Annotated in this window: 19 protein-coding genes; 1 reads left to right on the top strand and 18 read right to left on the bottom strand. The window is 75.0% G+C overall.

Annotated elements, in window-relative coordinates:
• Positions 1-317: 317 nt before the first annotated feature.
• The 4 genes from IDM29_RS07880 to nadC all read right to left on the bottom strand — a co-directional run bounded on the left by IDM29_RS07880 (position 318) and on the right by nadC (position 3,417).
• On the bottom strand, positions 318-653 hold the full coding sequence (locus IDM29_RS07880) for an Lsr2 family protein (RefSeq protein ID WP_182113032.1): 336 nt from the start codon (positions 651-653) through the stop codon (positions 318-320).
• A 94-nt stretch (positions 654-747) separates the two neighbouring features.
• Entirely contained in the window at positions 748-921 is a 174-nt protein-coding gene (locus tag IDM29_RS07875; RefSeq protein WP_182113031.1) for a hypothetical protein, read from the bottom strand.
• Between the two features lie 41 nt (positions 922-962).
• Complete coding sequence (gene lysS, locus IDM29_RS07870) at positions 963-2,501, bottom strand: lysine--tRNA ligase (protein WP_182113030.1); 1,539 nt, start codon at positions 2,499-2,501, stop codon at positions 963-965.
• Positions 2,485-3,417, bottom strand: a complete 933-nt coding sequence (gene nadC, locus IDM29_RS07865) for a carboxylating nicotinate-nucleotide diphosphorylase (protein WP_182113029.1) — start codon at positions 3,415-3,417, stop codon at positions 2,485-2,487. Before nadC ends, lysS begins: the two co-directional genes overlap by 17 nt.
• 63 nt (positions 3,418-3,480) lie before the next feature.
• Between nadC and IDM29_RS07860 the strand changes: the two genes are divergently transcribed.
• Positions 3,481-3,789 (top strand): rhodanese-like domain-containing protein, encoded by a 309-nt coding sequence (locus IDM29_RS07860; RefSeq protein WP_182113028.1) that lies wholly within the window; start codon positions 3,481-3,483, stop codon positions 3,787-3,789.
• 36 nt (positions 3,790-3,825) lie between these two features.
• Here IDM29_RS07860 and IDM29_RS07855 read toward each other — a convergent pair whose 3' ends face one another.
• From IDM29_RS07855 to IDM29_RS07790, 14 genes are all read right to left on the bottom strand, one after another.
• On the bottom strand, positions 3,826-4,527 hold the full coding sequence (locus IDM29_RS07855) for a DUF5701 family protein (RefSeq protein WP_182113027.1): 702 nt from the start codon (positions 4,525-4,527) through the stop codon (positions 3,826-3,828).
• 55 nt (positions 4,528-4,582) lie between these two features.
• Positions 4,583-6,295, bottom strand: coding sequence for an L-aspartate oxidase (locus IDM29_RS07850; RefSeq protein ID WP_255491748.1), 1,713 nt, complete (start codon positions 6,293-6,295; stop codon positions 4,583-4,585).
• A complete protein-coding gene (gene panD / locus IDM29_RS07845; protein ID WP_182113025.1) occupies positions 6,292-6,747 on the bottom strand; it encodes an aspartate 1-decarboxylase in 456 nt (151 codons plus the stop codon). The genes IDM29_RS07850 and panD overlap by 4 nt, the downstream gene beginning before the upstream one ends.
• The gene (gene panC / locus IDM29_RS07840; RefSeq protein ID WP_188037375.1) at positions 6,744-7,607 is read right to left on the bottom strand and encodes a pantoate--beta-alanine ligase; all 864 of its coding nucleotides are present in this window, start codon (positions 7,605-7,607) and stop codon (positions 6,744-6,746) included. The genes panD and panC overlap by 4 nt, the downstream gene beginning before the upstream one ends.
• Complete coding sequence (locus IDM29_RS07835) at positions 7,604-8,554, bottom strand: Rossmann-like and DUF2520 domain-containing protein (protein ID WP_182113023.1); 951 nt, start codon at positions 8,552-8,554, stop codon at positions 7,604-7,606. The genes panC and IDM29_RS07835 overlap by 4 nt, the downstream gene beginning before the upstream one ends.
• Positions 8,551-9,987, bottom strand: coding sequence for a PH domain-containing protein (locus tag IDM29_RS07830; RefSeq protein WP_188037374.1), 1,437 nt, complete (start codon positions 9,985-9,987; stop codon positions 8,551-8,553). Before IDM29_RS07830 ends, IDM29_RS07835 begins: the two co-directional genes overlap by 4 nt.
• Positions 9,984-10,559, bottom strand: a complete 576-nt coding sequence (locus IDM29_RS07825) for a PH domain-containing protein (RefSeq protein WP_188037373.1) — start codon at positions 10,557-10,559, stop codon at positions 9,984-9,986. Before IDM29_RS07825 ends, IDM29_RS07830 begins: the two co-directional genes overlap by 4 nt.
• Before the next feature lie 94 nt (positions 10,560-10,653).
• The gene (locus tag IDM29_RS07820) at positions 10,654-11,142 is read right to left on the bottom strand and encodes a DUF3180 domain-containing protein (protein WP_188037372.1); all 489 of its coding nucleotides are present in this window, start codon (positions 11,140-11,142) and stop codon (positions 10,654-10,656) included.
• 10 nt (positions 11,143-11,152) lie between these two features.
• Positions 11,153-12,346, bottom strand: a complete 1,194-nt coding sequence (folK, locus tag IDM29_RS17665) for a 2-amino-4-hydroxy-6-hydroxymethyldihydropteridine diphosphokinase (RefSeq protein ID WP_309232694.1) — start codon at positions 12,344-12,346, stop codon at positions 11,153-11,155.
• A complete protein-coding gene (gene folP / locus IDM29_RS07810) occupies positions 12,339-13,190 on the bottom strand; it encodes a dihydropteroate synthase (RefSeq protein ID WP_188037377.1) in 852 nt (283 codons plus the stop codon). Before folP ends, folK begins: the two co-directional genes overlap by 8 nt.
• Positions 13,191-13,324: 134 nt before the next feature.
• Complete coding sequence (gene folE, locus IDM29_RS07805; protein WP_182114011.1) at positions 13,325-13,978, bottom strand: GTP cyclohydrolase I FolE; 654 nt, start codon at positions 13,976-13,978, stop codon at positions 13,325-13,327.
• An 8-nt stretch (positions 13,979-13,986) separates the two neighbouring features.
• Positions 13,987-16,062: an ATP-dependent zinc metalloprotease FtsH gene (gene ftsH, locus IDM29_RS07800; RefSeq protein ID WP_182113019.1), complete on the bottom strand. Its 2,076-nt coding sequence runs from the start codon at positions 16,060-16,062 to the stop codon at positions 13,987-13,989.
• Positions 16,063-16,245: 183 nt separating this feature from the next.
• Positions 16,246-16,800 carry a hypoxanthine phosphoribosyltransferase gene (hpt, locus tag IDM29_RS07795; RefSeq protein WP_182114010.1) on the bottom strand — a complete coding sequence of 185 codons (555 nt, stop codon included), beginning with the start codon at positions 16,798-16,800 and terminating at the stop codon, positions 16,246-16,248.
• A 59-nt stretch (positions 16,801-16,859) separates the two neighbouring features.
• Positions 16,860-17,141: TilS substrate-binding domain-containing protein (locus IDM29_RS07790; RefSeq protein WP_188037371.1), on the bottom strand; the 282-nt coding region annotated here is incomplete at its 5' end.

Here is a 17,141-nt window from a genome sequence, read left to right as displayed (position 1 = left end):
CCAGGCGGCCTGGGTCCTCGCCACCGCGCAGGGCGGCACCGGCGTGCCGGCGCCGGCGTGGGCCGGGGCCCCGAGCGAGGTGCACACGGCCCCCGCGACGCCGCACGTGCGCGAGCAGTACGCCGCCGTCCGCGAGCTCACGGCCCGCCGCCCCTGACCCGCCCACCCCGCCGGGCGACGCCAGTTTTGGCACGGATCCGGGTGCTCCGGCGCCCGGATCCGTGCCAGAACCGGGCCGGGCGCGGTCGGGGGCGGACAGCGCGAAAGGCCCGCCTGCTGGTGCAGGCGGGCCTTTCGCGTGTCAGGGTGCGGGCGCCTCAGCGGGCGTCGTACGCCGCCTTGACCTCGGCCGGGATGCGTCCACGCTCGTTGACCGTGAAGCCGTTGGCCCGGGCCCACTCGCGGATCTCCTGGCTCTGGCCGCTCGCCGCGCGCCCCGAGCCGCCGGACGCCCGCCGGGCGCCGCCGCGGGAACGCCCGCCGACGCGCCGGCCGTGGCCGACCCAGCGTGCGAAGGACTCGCGCAGCTCGGCCGCATTCGCCGCGCTCAGGTCGATCTCGTAGGAGACACCGTCGAGGGCGAAGGACACCGTCTCCTCAGCCGTTCCGCCGTCGAGGTCGTCGACGAGGACGACCTGAACCTTCTGTGCCATCGCCATGTCCTTCTGCCGGAGTTTCCGCGGATGACAAGGAGCGTACCTCCGCGGTGCACAGAAAGACGAAATTGACAACGAGGAATTATGCGCGTTATTGCTCGGGGGAATCCCCGCCGGCCGACTCGCGGGCCTGCGCGTCGAGGCGTGCGATCGCCTGCCGCTCGCGGCGGTCCGCCTGGATGATCGACCGCATCGCGAACCAGAACACCGCGCCGACACCGATCGACGGGACCAGTGCGGCGACGACCTGGAGTGCGGGATCCACACCCCCATGCTACGACGCGGCGGTGACCCCGGGACCCGCGCTCAGGCGAGCGGCTTGACCAACGGGAAGAGGATCGTCTCGCGGATGTTCAGGCCGGTGAGCGCCATGAGCAGGCGGTCGATGCCCATCCCCATGCCACCCGCGGGCGGCATCCCGAACTCCATCGCCTCGAGGAAGTCCTCGTCGAGGCGCATCGCCTCGTCGTCGCCGGCGGCCGCCAGCCGGGCCTGCGCCTCGAAGCGGCGCCGCTGGATGACGGGGTCCACGAGCTCGGAGTAGGCCGTCGCCGTCTCGATCCCGCGGATGTACAGGTCCCACTTCTCCACTACGCCGGGGACGGTGCGATGGTCGCGCGTCAGCGGGCTCGTGTCGACGGGGAAGTCACGGACGAATGTCGGGGCGACAAGATGATCTCCGACGTGGTGCTCCCACAGCTCTTCGACGAGCTTTCCGTGCGTCATCCGGGCGCGGTCGATCTGCAGGTCGAAACGTTCCACAAGTCGCAGAAGATCAACATCCGGCGTTTGCGGAGAAATCTCCTCGCCCAAGGCGTGGGAGAGAGAGCCGTACAGGCTCAGCGCGGTCCACTCGCCGCCCAGGTCGTACTCGGTGCCGTCCGCGAGCGTCACGGTGGTCGTGCCGAGGGCGTCCTGGGCCGCGGTCTGGACGAGGTCGCGCGTCAGCTCCGCCATCGTGTCGTAGTCGCCGTAGGCCTCGTAGGCCTCCAGGGTCGCGAACTCGGGTGAGTGTGTCGCGTCGGCCCCCTCGTTGCGGAAGCTGCGGTTGATCTCGAAGACGCGCTCCACGCCGCCGACGACGGCGCGCTTGAGGAACAGCTCCGGAGCGATCCGCAGCACGAGGTCGAGGTCGAACGCGTTCATGTGCGTGGTGAAGGGGCGTGCGCTCGCGCCGCCCTGGACGACCTGCAGCATGGGCGTCTCGACCTCGAGGTACCCGCGGCGGTGGAAGTTGTCCCGCAGCGAGCGGAGCACGGCCGCGCGCATCCGCACCATGTCGCGCGCCTGCGGCCGGACGATGAGGTCCACGTACCGGCGGCGCACGCGCGCCTCCTCGGACAGGTCCTTGTGGAGCACCGGCAGCGGACGCAGGGCCTTGGCCGCGACGCGCCAGTCGTCGGCGAACACGCTCAGCTCGCCGCGGCGCGAGCTGATGACACGGCCGTGGACGAACAGGTGGTCGCCGAGGTCGACGTCGGACTTGAACCGCGCCAGCGACTCCTCACCGACCACGGCCTGGCTGAGCATCGCCTGGAGCCGGTTGCCCTCGCCGTCCTGCAGGGTGGCGAAGCACAGCTTGCCCGTCGTGCGCAGGTAGACCACCCGCGCGGCCACGCCGACCTCGACGTCGGTCTCCTCGCCGGCCGCCAGGTCGCCGTGCGCCGCGCGCACCTGCGCGATCGTGGCGGTCACGGGCACGCCCACGGGGTAGGCCTCGCCCCCCTCGGCGATGAGCCGCTCGCGCTTCTCGCGGCGCACCTTCAGCTGCTCGGGGAGGTCGTCGAGCACGGGCTCGGCGGCCGCAGGCGCAGGCGCGGGTGTGGGGTCAGCCGGGGAGGTCACCGACCGATCCTACGAGGTCCAGCGCGACGTCGAGGATCGGCGAGGAGTGCGTGAGCCCGCCCACCGACAGGTGGTCGACGCCCGTCGCGGCCACCTCGGCCGCGCGGTCGAGCGTGAGGTTCCCGGTCGCCTCCAGGGCGACGTACCCGGTCTCGGCCTCGCGCGCGCGGACCGCCGCCACGACGTCGGCCAGCACGGGGGTCGGCATGTTGTCGAGCAGCAGGAAGCGCGCACCCGCGTCGAGCGCCTCCATGGCCTGCGCGAGGGTGTCCGCCTCGACCTGGACCTCGACGTCGCCGAAGCGGTCCCGGACCGCCGCCACCGCGGCGGCGATCGACCCGGCGGCGACGACGTGGTTGTCCTTGACCATCGCGACGTCGTAGAGGCCCATGCGCTTGTTGGCGCCGCCGCCCGCGCGCACGGCGTGCTTCTCCAGCGCTCGGAGGCCGGGCGTCGTCTTGCGGGTGTCGAGCACGGTGGCGCCGGTGCCCGCGAGGGCGTCCGCCCACCGGCGCGTGTGCGTCGCGACGCCGGACGCGCGGCTGACGACGTTGAGCAGCGTGCGCTCGGCGACCAGCAGCACCTGCACGGGACCCGTCACGTCCGCGAGGACGTCGCCGGCGCGCACGCGGGCGCCGTCGGCGACGCGCAGCCGCGCGTCCGGCACCGGCAGGCCGAGGCGCTCCGCGACCTGACCCAGCACCTCGTCGACCGCGGCCAGACCGGCGACGACGCCGTCGGCGCGTGCCGCCAGGTGGGCGGTCCCCAGGGCGTCCGCGGGCACGGTGGCCTGGGTCGTGACGTCTCGACCGGGCGCGGGCCCGAGGTCCTCGTCGAGCGCGACGCCCACGAGGGCGGCGAGCCCGGGGACGGTCGGCGTGGGGGCGGCGGGGCCGGGCGTCGGAGGGTGCGGCACGGCAGCACGCTAGCGTCCGGGCGGCGGGTAGCGTCGGGTCCAGGCACCCGACCGGAGGACACCGTGCGCGAGATCGACGTCACCACCCTGCAGCAGGCCCTCGCCGACGACGCCGAGGCGACGGTCGTCGACGTGCGCGAGGTCCACGAGTTCGAGTCCGGTCACGTGCCCGGCGCCGTGAACGTGCCGCTCAGCGAGTTCGTCGAGCGGGCGGGCGAGGTGACGTCGCTCGAGGGCGAGGTCTACGTCATCTGCGAGTCGGGCGGGCGCTCCGGCCAGGTCGCGGCCTGGCTCGGGCAGCAGGGCCACGACGTGGTCAACGTCGCCGGCGGCACCGGCGCGTGGCGGGCGGCGGGTCGGCCCGTCGAGTGAGCCCGGGCGCGTCCCCGGCACGCCGCGCCGCCCACCTCAGGCGGCGACGCGGCTCCCCGCCGACGCCAGGCCCAACCAGGTGTGCGGGTTGCCCTCCCAGCACCAGCCCAGCTTGGGAGCTCCCTGGCTGATCCACAGCGCCGGCACGCGCCGGTCGCCGCAGCGCGAGCCGCCGAGCGAGAAGCACCGGTTCTTCACGAGCACGCCGGGGTGGTGGGTGAGCAACCCCACGCCCTCCTCGATGGTCAGGAGCGTCCGGCCGCGCTGCGCGACCACGTCCATCGCGGTGCTCGGCACGACGCCGCAGAACTCCTCGCCGCGCTCGACGTCGAGCAGGAGGTAGGCCTGCGCGTCGGGCACGACGGTCCCGGGCGGCGGCACGAACGTCCGGAGCGAGCCCGGCTCGAAGGAACGGTCGACGAACCCGGGCCGGCTCCGCCCGGCGAGCGTCGCCCGGCGCATCATGACGTCGACCGGCAGCAGCTCGCGCGAGGCGACGAGCAGGAACGGGACCCGGCCCGACGCGGGGTCGACGCCCTCCCACGGCTGCGCAGCCGCCAGCGGCCGCAGCCGGGCGACCAGCTCGCGCAGGCGCTCGTGCGTCGCGGCGCCGGCCGTCTCCCGGGCCGCGGCCAGCAGCGTCGCCGCCTGGCGGTCGAACTCCGCGCGCGCCGCGGTGGTGGCGGTAGCGGCAGCGGCGTCCGTGGTGGTGGTCGTGCTGGTGCTGCTGCTGTCCATCGTGGTCCCCCTCACGACGAGCGGAGCGACGCCCGCGGCGCGGGCGCCGGTGGTGCTAGACGAACACGGGTGACGCGTCCGGGTCGGCCAGGAGCGGTCCCGCGGCCACGTCGAGGCAGCCGTCCGGGTCGAGCCGCACGGCGACGCGGCGCAGCCACGCCGGCTCCTGGTCCGGGTGGTCCTGCCGGTAGTGCCCGCCGCGGCTCTCCGTGCGCTCGAGCGCGGCGAGCGTCAGCACGGACGCGACCGTGTGCAGGTTCGTCGTCTCCCACTCGGCCGTCTGCGGCGCCGCGACGACGCCCGGCGTCACGTCGGCGTGGGTCGGCACGGCCGCGAGCGCCGCGACGGCCGCGGCCAGCCCTTCCCCCGTGCGGATGACGCCGGGGCCGCGCTGCGCGATGCGCTGGATCCGGCTGCGCGCCGCCCCCGCGACGAGGGAGGGGTCACCCGGGCGCTCGACGGGCTCGCGCTGCGGCAGGTCGCCGGCGCCGACGCGCGCCGCGATCTGCTCGGCGGCCCGGTGCGCGAAGACGAGGCCCTCCAGCAGGGAGTTCGAGGCCAGCCGGTTGGCGCCGTGCACGCCGGTGCACGCCACCTCGCCCGCGGCGTAGAGCCCGTCGACGTCGGCCCGCCCCTGCAGGTCCGTCACCACCCCACCAGAGTGGTAGTGCTGGGCGGGCGCGACCGGCACGAGCCCCGTGGTGAGGTCGATGCCCTCGGCGAGCAGGCGGTCGTGGATCGTCGGGAAGCGCCCGCGCAGGAAGTCGGCGCCGAGGTGGCGCGCGTCGAGGAGCACGTGGTCCGAGCCCGTCTCGGCCATGCGCCGGACGATCGCGTGGGCGACCACGTCGCGCGGCGCCAGCTCGGCGAGCGGGTGGACGTCCGGCATGAAGCGGACGCCGTCGGTGTCCAGCAGCATCGCCCCCTCGCCGCGCACCGCCTCGGAGACCAGCGGGAGCTGGCCCTTGACGCCCGAGCCCAGCCACAGCACGGTCGGGTGGAACTGCACGAACTCGACGTCGGCGACGGCCGCGCCCGCGCGCAGCGCCGCCGCGAGACCGTCGCCCGTCGCCTGGACCGGGTTGGTCGAGGACTGGAAGACCTGGCCGATGCCGCCGGTGGCCAGCACGACGGCGCGGCCCAGGACGGCGCCGACGCCGTCGCGGGTGCCCTCGCCGATGACGTGCAGGGTCGCGCCGCACACCGGGCCGGGCCGACCGTCGGCGTCGGGCGCGGCGGTGAGCAGGTCCAGGACCAGCGCGTGCTCGATCACCTCGATGCCCGGATCGCTGCGCACCGCGTCGAGCTGCGCCACGAGGGCCCGGGAGATCTCCGCTCCCGTCGCGTCCCCGCCGGCGTGCGCGATCCGGTCGGCGCCGTGCCCGCCCTCGCGCGTCAGGGCGATGGTGCCGTCGTGCTCGACGTCGAACCGCGTCCCGAGCGCGGCGAGCTCGCGCACGCGGGCGGGGCCCTGCGTGACCAGGACCTCGACGGCCGACCGGTCGCACAGGCCGGCGCCGGCCGTGAGCGTGTCGGTCAGGTGCGCCGCGGGCGAGTCGCCGGGGTCGAGCGCCGCGGCGATGCCACCCTGGGCCCAGACGGTCGAGCCCGAGGCGAGCGCGCCCTTGGTCACGAGCAGCACCCGCGGCACGCGCGTGCGCAGGCGCAGCGCCGCCGTCAGGCCCGCGATGCCGGAACCCACGACCACGACGTCGGCCTGCGCGGTCCAGCCCGGCTCGGGAGCGGCCAGCCGGGTCCCGAGCCTCACCGGCTCGCGGCCCACGCGATCGCCGCGGTGCGCAGGCGCGCCGGGGCGGCACCGGGGTCGCTGCCGAGGTCCGCGATGCGGTTGCGCTCGTCGACGTGCACGACGCGGGGCGAGTACGTGCGCGCCTCGTCGTCCGGCATCTGCGCGTAGGCGATGAGGATGACGACGTCGCCGGGGTGGATCAGGTGCGCCGCCGCACCGTTGAGGCAGACGACGCCCGAGCCCGGCTCCCCCGCGATCGCGTAGGTGGTCAGGCGCGCGCCGTTGGTGACGTCCACGACGTCGACCTGCTGCCCGGGGAGGATGTCCGCCGCCTCGAGCAGGGACGCGTCCACGGTCACGGAGCCGACGTAGTCGAGATCCGCGTCCGTGACTGTCGCGCGGTGGATCTTGCCGGTCATCATCGTGCGGAGCCAGGTCCTGGTCGAGCCCGTGCCGGTCGTGTCGGTCATCGCCCCTCCTCGAGGTGCAGCACCACGTTGTCGATCAGTCGCGTCGTCCCCACGCGGGCCGCCACGGCGAGCACCGCCGGTCCGACGTGGTCCGGGGCGACGTCGGACGCCGTGTCGTCCACCAGGGCGACGTAGTCGACCACGACACCCGGCTCGGCCGCGAGCACGTCCACCGCCGCCTGCCGGACCGTCTCGGCCGGGGCGCCGTCCCCGGCGGCGTCCTGCGCCGCACGGAGTGCTCTGGACAACACGCGCGCCCGGGTCCGTTGTTCCGCGTCGAGGTAGGCGTTGCGGGACGAGAGCGCGACACCGTCGGGGTCGCGCACCGTGGGCACCGCCACGACCTCGACGTCCACGTCGAGGTCGTGCACCATGCGCCGCACCGCCATGAGCTGCTGGGCGTCCTTCTGGCCGAAGAGCGCGACGTCGGGCCGCACGAGGTGCATGAGCTTGAGGACGACGGTGAGCACGCCGTCGAAGTGGCCCGGACGGTGCGCCCCCTCGAGGCGCTCGCCGAGCGCCCCCGCGCTGACCCGCACGAGCGGCTCACCGCCCGGGTAGACCTCCTCCACCCCGGGCGCGAAGACGACGTCGGCCCCCGCACCGGCGAGCAGCGCGAGGTCGCCGTCCAGGTCGCGCGGGTACCGCTCGAGGTCCTCCCCCGCACCGAACTGCAGCGGGTTCACGAAGATCGTCACCACGACCTGGTCGGCCCGCTCGCGCGCGGCGCGTACGAGGGCGAGGTGGCCCTCGTGCAGGGCGCCCATGGTCATCACGACGGCCCGCCGGCCGAGGGACGCCGCGGGTGCGGCGAGCGCGTCGGCGAGCTGGGAGCGGGTCCGCACGAGTCGGGGGGTCATCGGTCCTCCTGGGGGTCGGCGAGGACGTCGAGGAGGTCGCGCGCCTGGCTGGTGGTGATGCGGCCGCCCGCGAGCGCGCGCGCCGTGGCGGCGCGGGCGAGGGCCCGGTAGCTGGGCGGCACGTCGGCCGCCCACGGGTCGCGTCCGGCGAGGGCGCCGAGCTGCTCGAGGTGCGAGGCGACCGTCCCGCTGTCGCCGCGCACCACGGGGCCGGTGAGCGCCGCCACCCCGCTCGCCGCCGACGCCGTGCCCTCGCCCGCCGACTGCGCCGTGCGCAGGGCGCCGTCGAGCGCCGCCCCCAGCAGGGGCGCCAGCACGCGGTCCGGGCTCGCGACGCCCGCTGCGGCGAGCGCGTGCGCCGCCTGCGCGACGAGGACGACGAGGTGGTTCGCGCCGTGCGCGAGGGCCGCGTGGTAGAGCGGGCGCGCCTCCTCGGCGACCACCACGGGCTCGCCCCCGATCTCCACGACGAGCGCCTGGCCGATCGGCAGGACGGGCCCCGGGCCGGTGACGGCGAACGTGCAGCCGGTCAGGCGCCCGAGGTCCATGGACGTGCCCGTGAAGGTCATGGCCGGGTGGATCGCGAGCGGGATGACGCCCCGCTCGCGCGCCGGAGCGAGCACGTCGGCCCCGAGCGCGCCCGCGGTGTGCACCACGATCTGGCCCGGCTGCCACGCACCGAGCGCCGCGAGGCCCGCGACGAGCTCGGGCAGCGCGTCGTCGGGCACCGTGAGCAGCACGAGCTCGGCGCGCTCGACGACCTCGGGGACGTCCAGGTGCGGGACGCCGGGCAGCATCGTGGCGATCCGCTCGCGGGACTCCTCGGAGATGCCGCTCGCGCCCACGACGGCGTGGCCGACCGCCCGCAGGGCGTTGCCGAGGACGGCACCGACCCGCCCCGCCCCGACGACCCCGACGCCGAGCCGACCCGGCTGGGGTGCGCTCACGGGGCCACCGGCCGCATCCACCGCTCCGGACCGGCCGTGGCGCGGGCGCGACGCGCGCGGTCCGCCTGCTCGTGGAGCAGCGCGCCGGCGGCCCGCGCGTCCAGGTGCGGGACGAACGGCGACACGGGCCCGGGCGTGGAGTGCAGCACCACCGTGGCCAGGCCCAGACGCCGCTGCAGGGGACCCTGCGTGAGCCCGAGGGACTGGGTCCGCTCGTGCGGCACGACGACGAGCCGGCGCACGAAGCGGCCGGACCGGACCAGCAGGGCGCGGTCGGTCGCCGCGACCGCCGTGCGGCGCCACGAGAGCGGGTCCAGCCAGCGCGCGCGCCGCGGGGACGTCAGGACGCGCGGGTCCGTGGCCCCCGTGCCCGAGAGCGCCTCGTCGAGGAGCGCCCGCGGGTCCGCGACGCCGAGGTCGGGCAGCACGAGCCAGAGGGCGAGGAGGGCGTCGTCGCGCTCGCCCACCGAGAGCAGCACGCTCTCGGTCTGCTGGTTCTCCGCCTGGCCGTAACCGGCGACGTTCATCTCGACGCGCCACCAGTCCTTGCGCCGCCACAGCCACGCCTGGGTCAGGCGAACGGCCTGGACGCGGCCGGGCGGCACGGTCTGGGAGCGCGACTCGAGCAGGCCGTGCCGCAGCCGGATGCCGTCGGGGCTCTGCGCCACGCGGAAGTTGAACTCACCGGCGAAGCGCTGCCAGAGGTAGCCGCCGGCGCCGAGCACCATCGGCAGGAGGCTGAACGCGAGCGAGATCTGCCGCGTGACGATGATCGCGACGACCGCGCCGGCGACCCCGACCGTGAGCACCACGATCGTCACCGACCGGACGAGCGACAGCAGGAGCCGGTCCACCGGCACCGTCAGCAGCTCGCGCTCGGGTGCGACGGGCGCCTCGGGTTGGTCCTCGGTGCCGAACTCGATGCCCGCCGAGAGCGCGAGCAGCTCGTTGCGCAGGCGCTGGGCGGACTCCTCCTTGAGGAACGCGAGGCGGACCGAGGAGTCCGAGCCGCCCGCGACCTCGAACCGCAGCTCGGCGAGCCCGAGCAGGCGGGCGAGGATCGGCTGGACGACGTCGATCGCCTGGACGCGGTCGAGCCGGGCCGTGCGGTGCTGACGGAAGAGCACGCCCGTCTTGAGGTACACCGCCTCGGCGTCCACGCCGTAGCGCGTCATGCGCCACGCGATCGCCGCGTAGCCGAACCCTGCGAGGACGAACAGCCCGAAGCCGCCGAGGATCGGCGCCCACCCGACCGCCTCGACGAGGTCCGCCCAGTTCTCGAGCCCCGGGCCGACCTGCTGGACCAGGATCGCGAGCAGCACGGCGATGATCTTCCAGCCCTTGACCGCCGGCGTGACGGGGTGGACGCGGTGCCAGACCGGCTCACCGGGCGGCCCGGCGGCCGCGGGGCCGGCGTCGGGCGTGGAGGTCACAGGCCCGCCAGCTGCGCCTCGCCGCGCGCGGCCAGGCGGTCGCGCAGGCGCGAGGCCTCGTCCGGCGGCAGGCCCGGGATGGCCGCGTCGGTGCCCGGCGACGCGGTGTGGAGCTGGACCCGGGCGATGCCGAAGGCGCGGTCGAGGGGGCCGGCCTGGACGTCGACGAACTGCATCCGGCCGTAGGGCACGACGACGATCGAGCGGAACATCACGCCCTTGCGGATGAGCAGGTCGTCCTCGCGCTCCGCGTAGCCCCAGGCCCGGACCTGGCGCGGGACCACGAGGGCGATCCAGACCAGCACGACCAGGATGACCGCGGGGATCGACCACAGGCCGGCGAGGCCGCTGAGCGCCGCCGCCACCGCGCCACCGACGAGCGGGACGACGAACCAGATCGCCGCCGACACGAGGCGCGCGCTGGTGAGCCGCGGGGAGACCGACTGCCAGCGCACGCCGACCGGGTCGAACGGGCTCGCCGAGGACGCCGGGGCCGCGTCGCGCTCCGCGCCCGGCGGGCCCACCGGCGGCACCGGGTCGACGCGGGCAGGCAGGGGGTCGGGGCCGGTCATGGCCACCATCCTTGCACCAGCGCGCGGTGGGGCCGAGGGCCCTGCACGCGGCGGGAGGAGCCGGGGCGGCGTCGCCCCGCGGCCGGCGGGGAGGTCAGGCAGCGCTGCCCGACGGCGCGGAGGCGCCGGAGCCCTCGACGTCGTCGTCCGGCGGCGGCACCTCGCACCAGCGCTCGACCACGAGCCCGACGACGGCGAGTACGACGGTGCACACCATCGCCGTCCCGGCGGTCACCGCCAGGTCCCGCCGCGCTGGGATGGCGAGGTCGCCCAGGACGATCAGGACGTGCCCGGCGTACCAGCCGGTGAGCAGCGCACCCGTGTACGCCGACGCGGTGGCGAGCACCACCGTGCGCGCCGCGAGGAGCGGGTCGAGACCGGGCCGCTTGCCCTGCGTGAACAGGCGCACGGAGCGGCCGAGGGCGAGCACCACCGCCGCGATGCCGAGGACCAGGACGGACGCGAGGAGCGGGACGGCCAGGAGCGTGGCGCCCCGGCTCTCCACGATCCGCAGGCCGCCGAAGGTCAGGACCGTCGCGACGAACGCCACGACGAGCAGGCGGGGCCACGGTGTGCGTCTCATCACGGGTGCCTCACTGCGGGGTCGACCACCAGTCGAGCGCCATCCACCGGATGCCGCCGCGGTCGGGTGCCGTCTGGGCGAGCGCGGCGACCGGTCCTCCGCCGAGCCCGGGCAGCACGGCGCCGGGGTCGACCTGGGCCCACGGCTCGAGGACGAAGGCCCGCGCATGGGCGCGCGGGTGCGGGAGCTCGAGGTCGTCGGCGGCCGCGACGGTCGAGCCGTGCACGATGAGGTCGACGTCGATGGTGCGGGGGCCCCAGTGCTCGGTGCGGACGCGGCCGTGCGCGTCCTCGATCTCCTGGCACGCGTGCAGGAGCGCCCGCGGGCTCAGGGTCGTGCGGGCCAGGACCACGGTGTTGAGGAAGTCGGCCTGCTCCGGCCCGCCGACCGCCTGGGTCCGGGCGAGCGGCGCGACCGCCGTGACCTCGAGCCCGGGGACTCCCGCGAGGTCGTGGACGACCTGCCGCAGCGTGTCGTGGCTCGCGCCGAGGTTCGACCCGAGCGCCAGGACGACGTCGACCGGCTCCGCAGGCACGGCGTCGAGGCGGTCCGCCGGCTCGGGCTCGACGCCGGGCACGGGGCCCGCGGCGACACCCGTGCCGGCGCCGGTGCCGAGGACCGGTCCCGTGTCCGGGGCGTGCTCCGTCGCGGGCCGGGCGTGGGCGGCCACCGGCACGAGGGCGGCCTCGACGCGGGCCCAGTCGGGGACGAAGAGCGCCGTCGCCTCGACGGGCTCCGGCAGCAGGTCGGCCGGGGCACCGGGGAGCTCGCCGGGGCCGCCCGGGCCGACGTGCGGCGCGGCGACCACCGGCGCGTGCGTGCGGTCGCGGTGGATCTGCACCGTGACGTCCGTGAACGGCACGGTGAGGGGTGCCTGCGGCTTGTGGACCACGACGTCGACCGCCGCGACGGCGGGGTGGGCCAGCGCGACGGCGGCGATCCGCTCGGCGACCGTCTCGACGAGGTCGGCCGGCTCGCCGGACAGCACGGCGGCCACCTGCTCGCTCAGCACGCCGTAGTGCACGGTCAGGTCGAGGCGGTCCTCCGCGGCGGCGGGCCGGGTGTCGACGTGGAGCGTGACGTCGGCGACGAACGTCTGGCCGTCGCGGCGCTCGTGCTCGAACACACCGTGGTGGCCCGTGGCCGCGATGCCGGACACGGTGATGCGGTCGCGGGCGTGGGGACCCGCGGTGGGCTCATGCACGATGCTCTCCGTCCTGAGTGGCACTGCGTCCTGCGTCGGTCCGGTCGCCCCGTGCCGCCGACCAGGCGGCCGCCACCCGCACCGCGTCCGCCGAGCCTGCCACGTCGTGCACGCGCACGCACCAGGCTCCGCCGAGGGCGGACAGCGCGCTGATCGCCGCCGTGGCGCGGTCGCGCGCGGTGGGGGCAGCGGGTTCGCCGTCGGGCCCCGCGAGGAGGTGGCCGAGGAAGCGTTTGCGGGACGAGCCGACGAGCACCGGGCGACCGAGCTCCTGCAGCGCGTCCAGGTGGGCGAGCAGGGGCCAGTTGTCGCGGCCGGCCTTGGCGAACCCCAGCCCGGGGTCGAGGACGACCTGCTCGCGTCGGATCCCGGCGGCCTCGAGCGCCGCCAGCCGCCCCGCGAGCTCGTCGCGCACGTCCGCGACGACGTCGTCGTAGTGCGTGAGGGAGTCCATGACGTCTGCGTGCCCGCGCCAGTGCATGGCGACGTAGGCGACGCCGGTCTGCGCGACGACGTCGGCCATCGCCGGGTCCGCGAGCCCGCCGGAGACGTCGTTGACGAGGTGGGCGCCGGCGGCGACGGCGTCCCGCGCGACCGCCGCCCGGGTCGTGTCGACGCTCACGACGGCGCCGGCGGCCACGAGCTCGCGGACCACGGGCAGCACGCGCCGGCGCTCCTCGTCGACCGCCACACGCTGGGAGCCGGGTCGCGTGGACTCGCCGCCGACGTCGAGCACGTCGGCGCCCTCGGCGAGGAGCCGCAGGCCGTGCGCGACGGCGGCGTCCGGCTCGAACCACCGGCCGCCGTCGCTGAACGAGTCCGGGGTGACGTTGACGACGCCCATCACCAGCGTCCGGTCCAGCACCGTCAGGTGCGCGGGCAGCGGAGCGGGGTGCAGCACGCCCCCACCCTAGAGCCGGCGCGGGGGGCCCAGGACCGCCGCCGACGCACCAGCACACGGTGCGGCGCCCGCGGGTGTCAGCGGCCGAGGATGAGGCTCATCGCCTCGGCGCGGGTCGTGCCGTCGCGCATCTGGCCGCGGACCGCCGAGGTGACCGTGCGGGAGCCCGGCTTGCGCACGCCCCGCATGGACATGCACAGGTGCTCGCACTCGATCACGACCAGCACGCCGCGCGGCTGCAGGATCTCCACCATCGCGTCCGCGACCTGCGACGTGAGGCGCTCCTGGACCTGCGGACGCCGTGCGTACAGGTCCACCAGCCGCGCGATCTTGGACAGGCCCGTGATCCTGCCGTCGACGCCGGGGATGTAGCCGACGTGCGCGACCCCGTGGAACGGCACCAGGTGGTGCTCGCACGTGGAGTACACCTCGATGTCCTTGACCAGCACCATCTCCTCGTGACCGAGGTCGAAGGTCGTGGTCAGCACGTCGGCCGGCTCCATGTGGAGCCCGGCGAACATCTCCGCGTAGGCCCTCGCCACGCGCGCGGGCGTGTCCCGCAGCCCGTCGCGGTCCGGGTCCTCGCCGACGGCGAGCAGGAGCTCGCGCACCGCGCGCTCGGCCCGTGCGTGGTCGTAGCGGACCGGGATCGCCACCCCGTCCGCGACGACGACGTCGGGTGGCGTCCCCGACTCGGTCGGCAGCGGGACGTCGTCCGCCATGTGCGTCATGGTGCGGCTCAGCGGTCGCTCGGCCACGGCCTGCCGCTCGGCCAGCCGTCGTCGCTCGGGGTCGCGCCACCGACGGTGCCGCCGGGCGGGACCTCCCCGACCGGGGACGCGGGGTGCTCGGGACGCGCGGCCGCGGCCTCGTCCTGCGGCACCACGGGGTGGCCGTTCGACGTCGCCCGCTCGCGCGCGGTCTGGACCGGCGGGATGTCCGAGACGGTGCGGTCCGGGCTCGAGAGCCAGACCTGGCGCGGCTCGCGCTTGGTCACCGGCCGGAAGATCTCCGCCAGCTCCGCCTGGTTCAGCGTCTCGCGCTCGAGCAGCTCGACCACGAGCGTGTCGAGCACGTCGCGGTACATGTTGAGGATCTCGTACGCCTCCTCGTGCGCGAAGTCCATGAAGCGGCGGACCTCGACGTCGACGGTGGCGGCGACCTCCTCGGAGTAGTCGCGCCCGTGGCCCATGTCGCGGCCCATGAAGACCTCGCCGCTGTCCTGGCCCAGCTTCACGGCGCCGACCTTCTCGCTCATGCCGTACTGCGTGACCATCTTGCGCGCGATGGCGGTGGCCTTCTCGATGTCGTTCGAGGCGCCGGTCGTCGGGTCGTGGAACACGACCTCCTCGGCGACGCGGCCGCCCATCGCGTACGCGAGCTGGTCGAGCAGCTCGTTGCGCGTCGTGGAGTACTTGTCCTCGGCCGGCATGACCATCGTGTAGCCCAGGGCCCGGCCGCGCGGGAGGATCGTCACCTTGGTCACGGGGTCCGTGTACCGCAGCGCCGCCGCCACCAGGGCGTGCCCGCCCTCGTGGTACGCGGTGATCTTCTTCTCCTTGTCGTTCATCAGCCGGGTCCGGCGCTGCGGACCGGCGATGACGCGGTCGATCGCCTCGTCGAGCTCGTGGTTGCCGAGCACCTGCAGGCCGCCGCGGGCCGTCAGGAGGGCGGCCTCGTTGAGGACGTTCGCGAGGTCCGCGCCCGTGAAGCCGGGCGTGCGCTTCGCGACGGCGTGCAGGTCGACGTCGGGCGCCATCGGCTTGCCCTTGGCGTGGACGTTGAGGATGCGCTCGCGCCCCTTGAGGTCGGGCGCGTCCACAGCGATCTGCCGGTCGAAGCGCCCGGGGCGCAGCAGGGCGGGGTCGAGGATGTCGGGCCGGTTGGTGGCAGCGATGAGGATGACGTTCGCGTTGACGTCGAAGCCGTCCATCTCGACGAGCATCTGGTTGAGCGTCTGCTCGCGCTCGTCGTGCCCGCCGCCCATGCCGGCCCCGCGGTGGCGGCCGACGGCGTCGATCTCGTCGATGAAGATGATGGCCGGGGCGTTCTGCTTCGCCTGGTCGAACAGGTCGCGCACGCGCGACGCACCGACGCCGACGAACATCTCCACGAAGTCCGAGCCGGAGATCGAGTAGAACGGGACGCCCGCCTCGCCCGCGACGGCGCGTGCGAGGAGCGTCTTGCCGGTACCGGGCTGGCCGTAGAGCAGGACGCCCTTGGGGATCTTCGCCCCGACCGCCTGGAACTTGGCGGGGTTCGCCAGGAAGTCCTTGATCTCCTGGAGCTCCTCGACGGCCTCGTCCACGCCCGCGACGTCGGCGAACGTGACCTGCGGCGTCTCCTTCGAGACCAGCTTCGCCTTGGACTTGCCGAACTGCATGACGCGCGAGCCGCCGCCCTGCATCCGGGACATGAGGAACCAGAACAGGCCCAGGATGATGACGAACGGCAGGATCAGGCTGAGCAGGCTCGCCCACCACGTCGTGCGCGGGACCTCGGAGTTGAAGCCGCCCTCGAGGTCGGCGTCGGCGATCGCCTCGACGACCGACGGCCCCTGCGGCGCGACGTAGTAGAACTGCACGTTGCGGCCCTTGTCACCGAAGTCCTCGGTGAGGGTCAGGTCGACGCGCTGCTGCCCGTCCACGATCAGGGCCTGCTCCACCGTGTCCCCGGCGAGCAGCTCGAGGCCGTCGGAGGTGTCGATGCGCTGGATGCCGGTGCCCATGAAGAAGGACGAGGCACCGAGCCACAGGATGAGGACGGCCAGGAGGATCCACAGAGCGGGACCACGGGTGAGGCGCTTGACGTTCATGGGCGACGGGGCCGGGGCCCTATCCCTCCTGGTCGCGGGGCAGGTCTGCGGTCACGTTACCCGCTGGGTGCCCCTGCGCCGCCCCGTGTTCGCGCAGGGCGCGACGGGGAACTCCCGGCCGGCACCGTGCGTTCCGCCGGCAGGAGCCGACAGCGGGCCCGCGTGGGGGCCCGCCGCGAGGCGTCAGTCGCCGTAGACGTGGGGCGCGAGCGTGCCGACGAACGGCAGGTTGCGGTAGCGCTCGGCGTAGTCCAGGCCGTAGCCGACGACGAAGTCGGTGGGGATGTCGAAGCCGACGTAGCGCACGTCCACCTCGACCTTGGCGGCCTCGGGCTTGCGCAGCATCGTCGCGATCTCGACCGACGCCGGACCGCGGCTGCGCAGGTTGGCGAGCAGCCACGACAGGGTCAGACCCGAGTCGATGATGTCCTCGACGATCAGCACGTGCCGTCCCGTGAGGTCCGCGTCGAGGTCCTTGAGGATGCGCACGACGCCCGACGACGTCGTGCCCGCCCCGTACGACGACACGGCCATCCAGTCCATCTGGACCGACGTGTGCAGCCGCCGCGCCAGGTCCGCCATGACCATGACGGCGCCCTTGAGGACGCCCACGAGCAGCAGCTCGCGCCCCGCGTAGTCCGCGTCGATCTGCTCCGCGAGCTCGTCGAGCCGGCCCTGCAGCTGCTCCTCGGTCAGGAGCACGCGCTCCAGGTCGTCGCCCATGTCCGCCGCATCCACCGCTGCCCGCTCCTTGTGCTCGATCACGCTGTCTCCTACCGCGGACCGGACCGGCGGGCTCAGCCCGACCGCGGCCCCCCCGTCGCGCGTGGGACGAGCGTCAGCCTGCCACACCTGCGGACCGCCACGCCCCCGCCCGGGAGGGCCACCGGGCCCTGCCCGTGCCAGTCCGTGATCAACCGGTCCACCTCCTCGACGTGGCGGTGCGCCACCGCCCCCGCGGGCGCCCCCGACGCGACCAGGGCCAGCCGCAGCGCCCGTCGCCGGACCGCCGGTGCGAGGCCGGCGAGCACCTCCACGTCGAGGCCGGCGTCGCCGCCCTGGCGGCGGGCCGCCGTCAG

The sequence above is a fragment of the Actinotalea sp. JY-7885 genome, assembly GCF_014525465.1.
Taxonomy (GTDB): domain Bacteria; phylum Actinomycetota; class Actinomycetes; order Actinomycetales; family Cellulomonadaceae; genus Actinotalea.
Note: the sequence above shows the minus strand (reverse complement) of the source record. Positions and strands in the feature narration are given on the sequence as shown.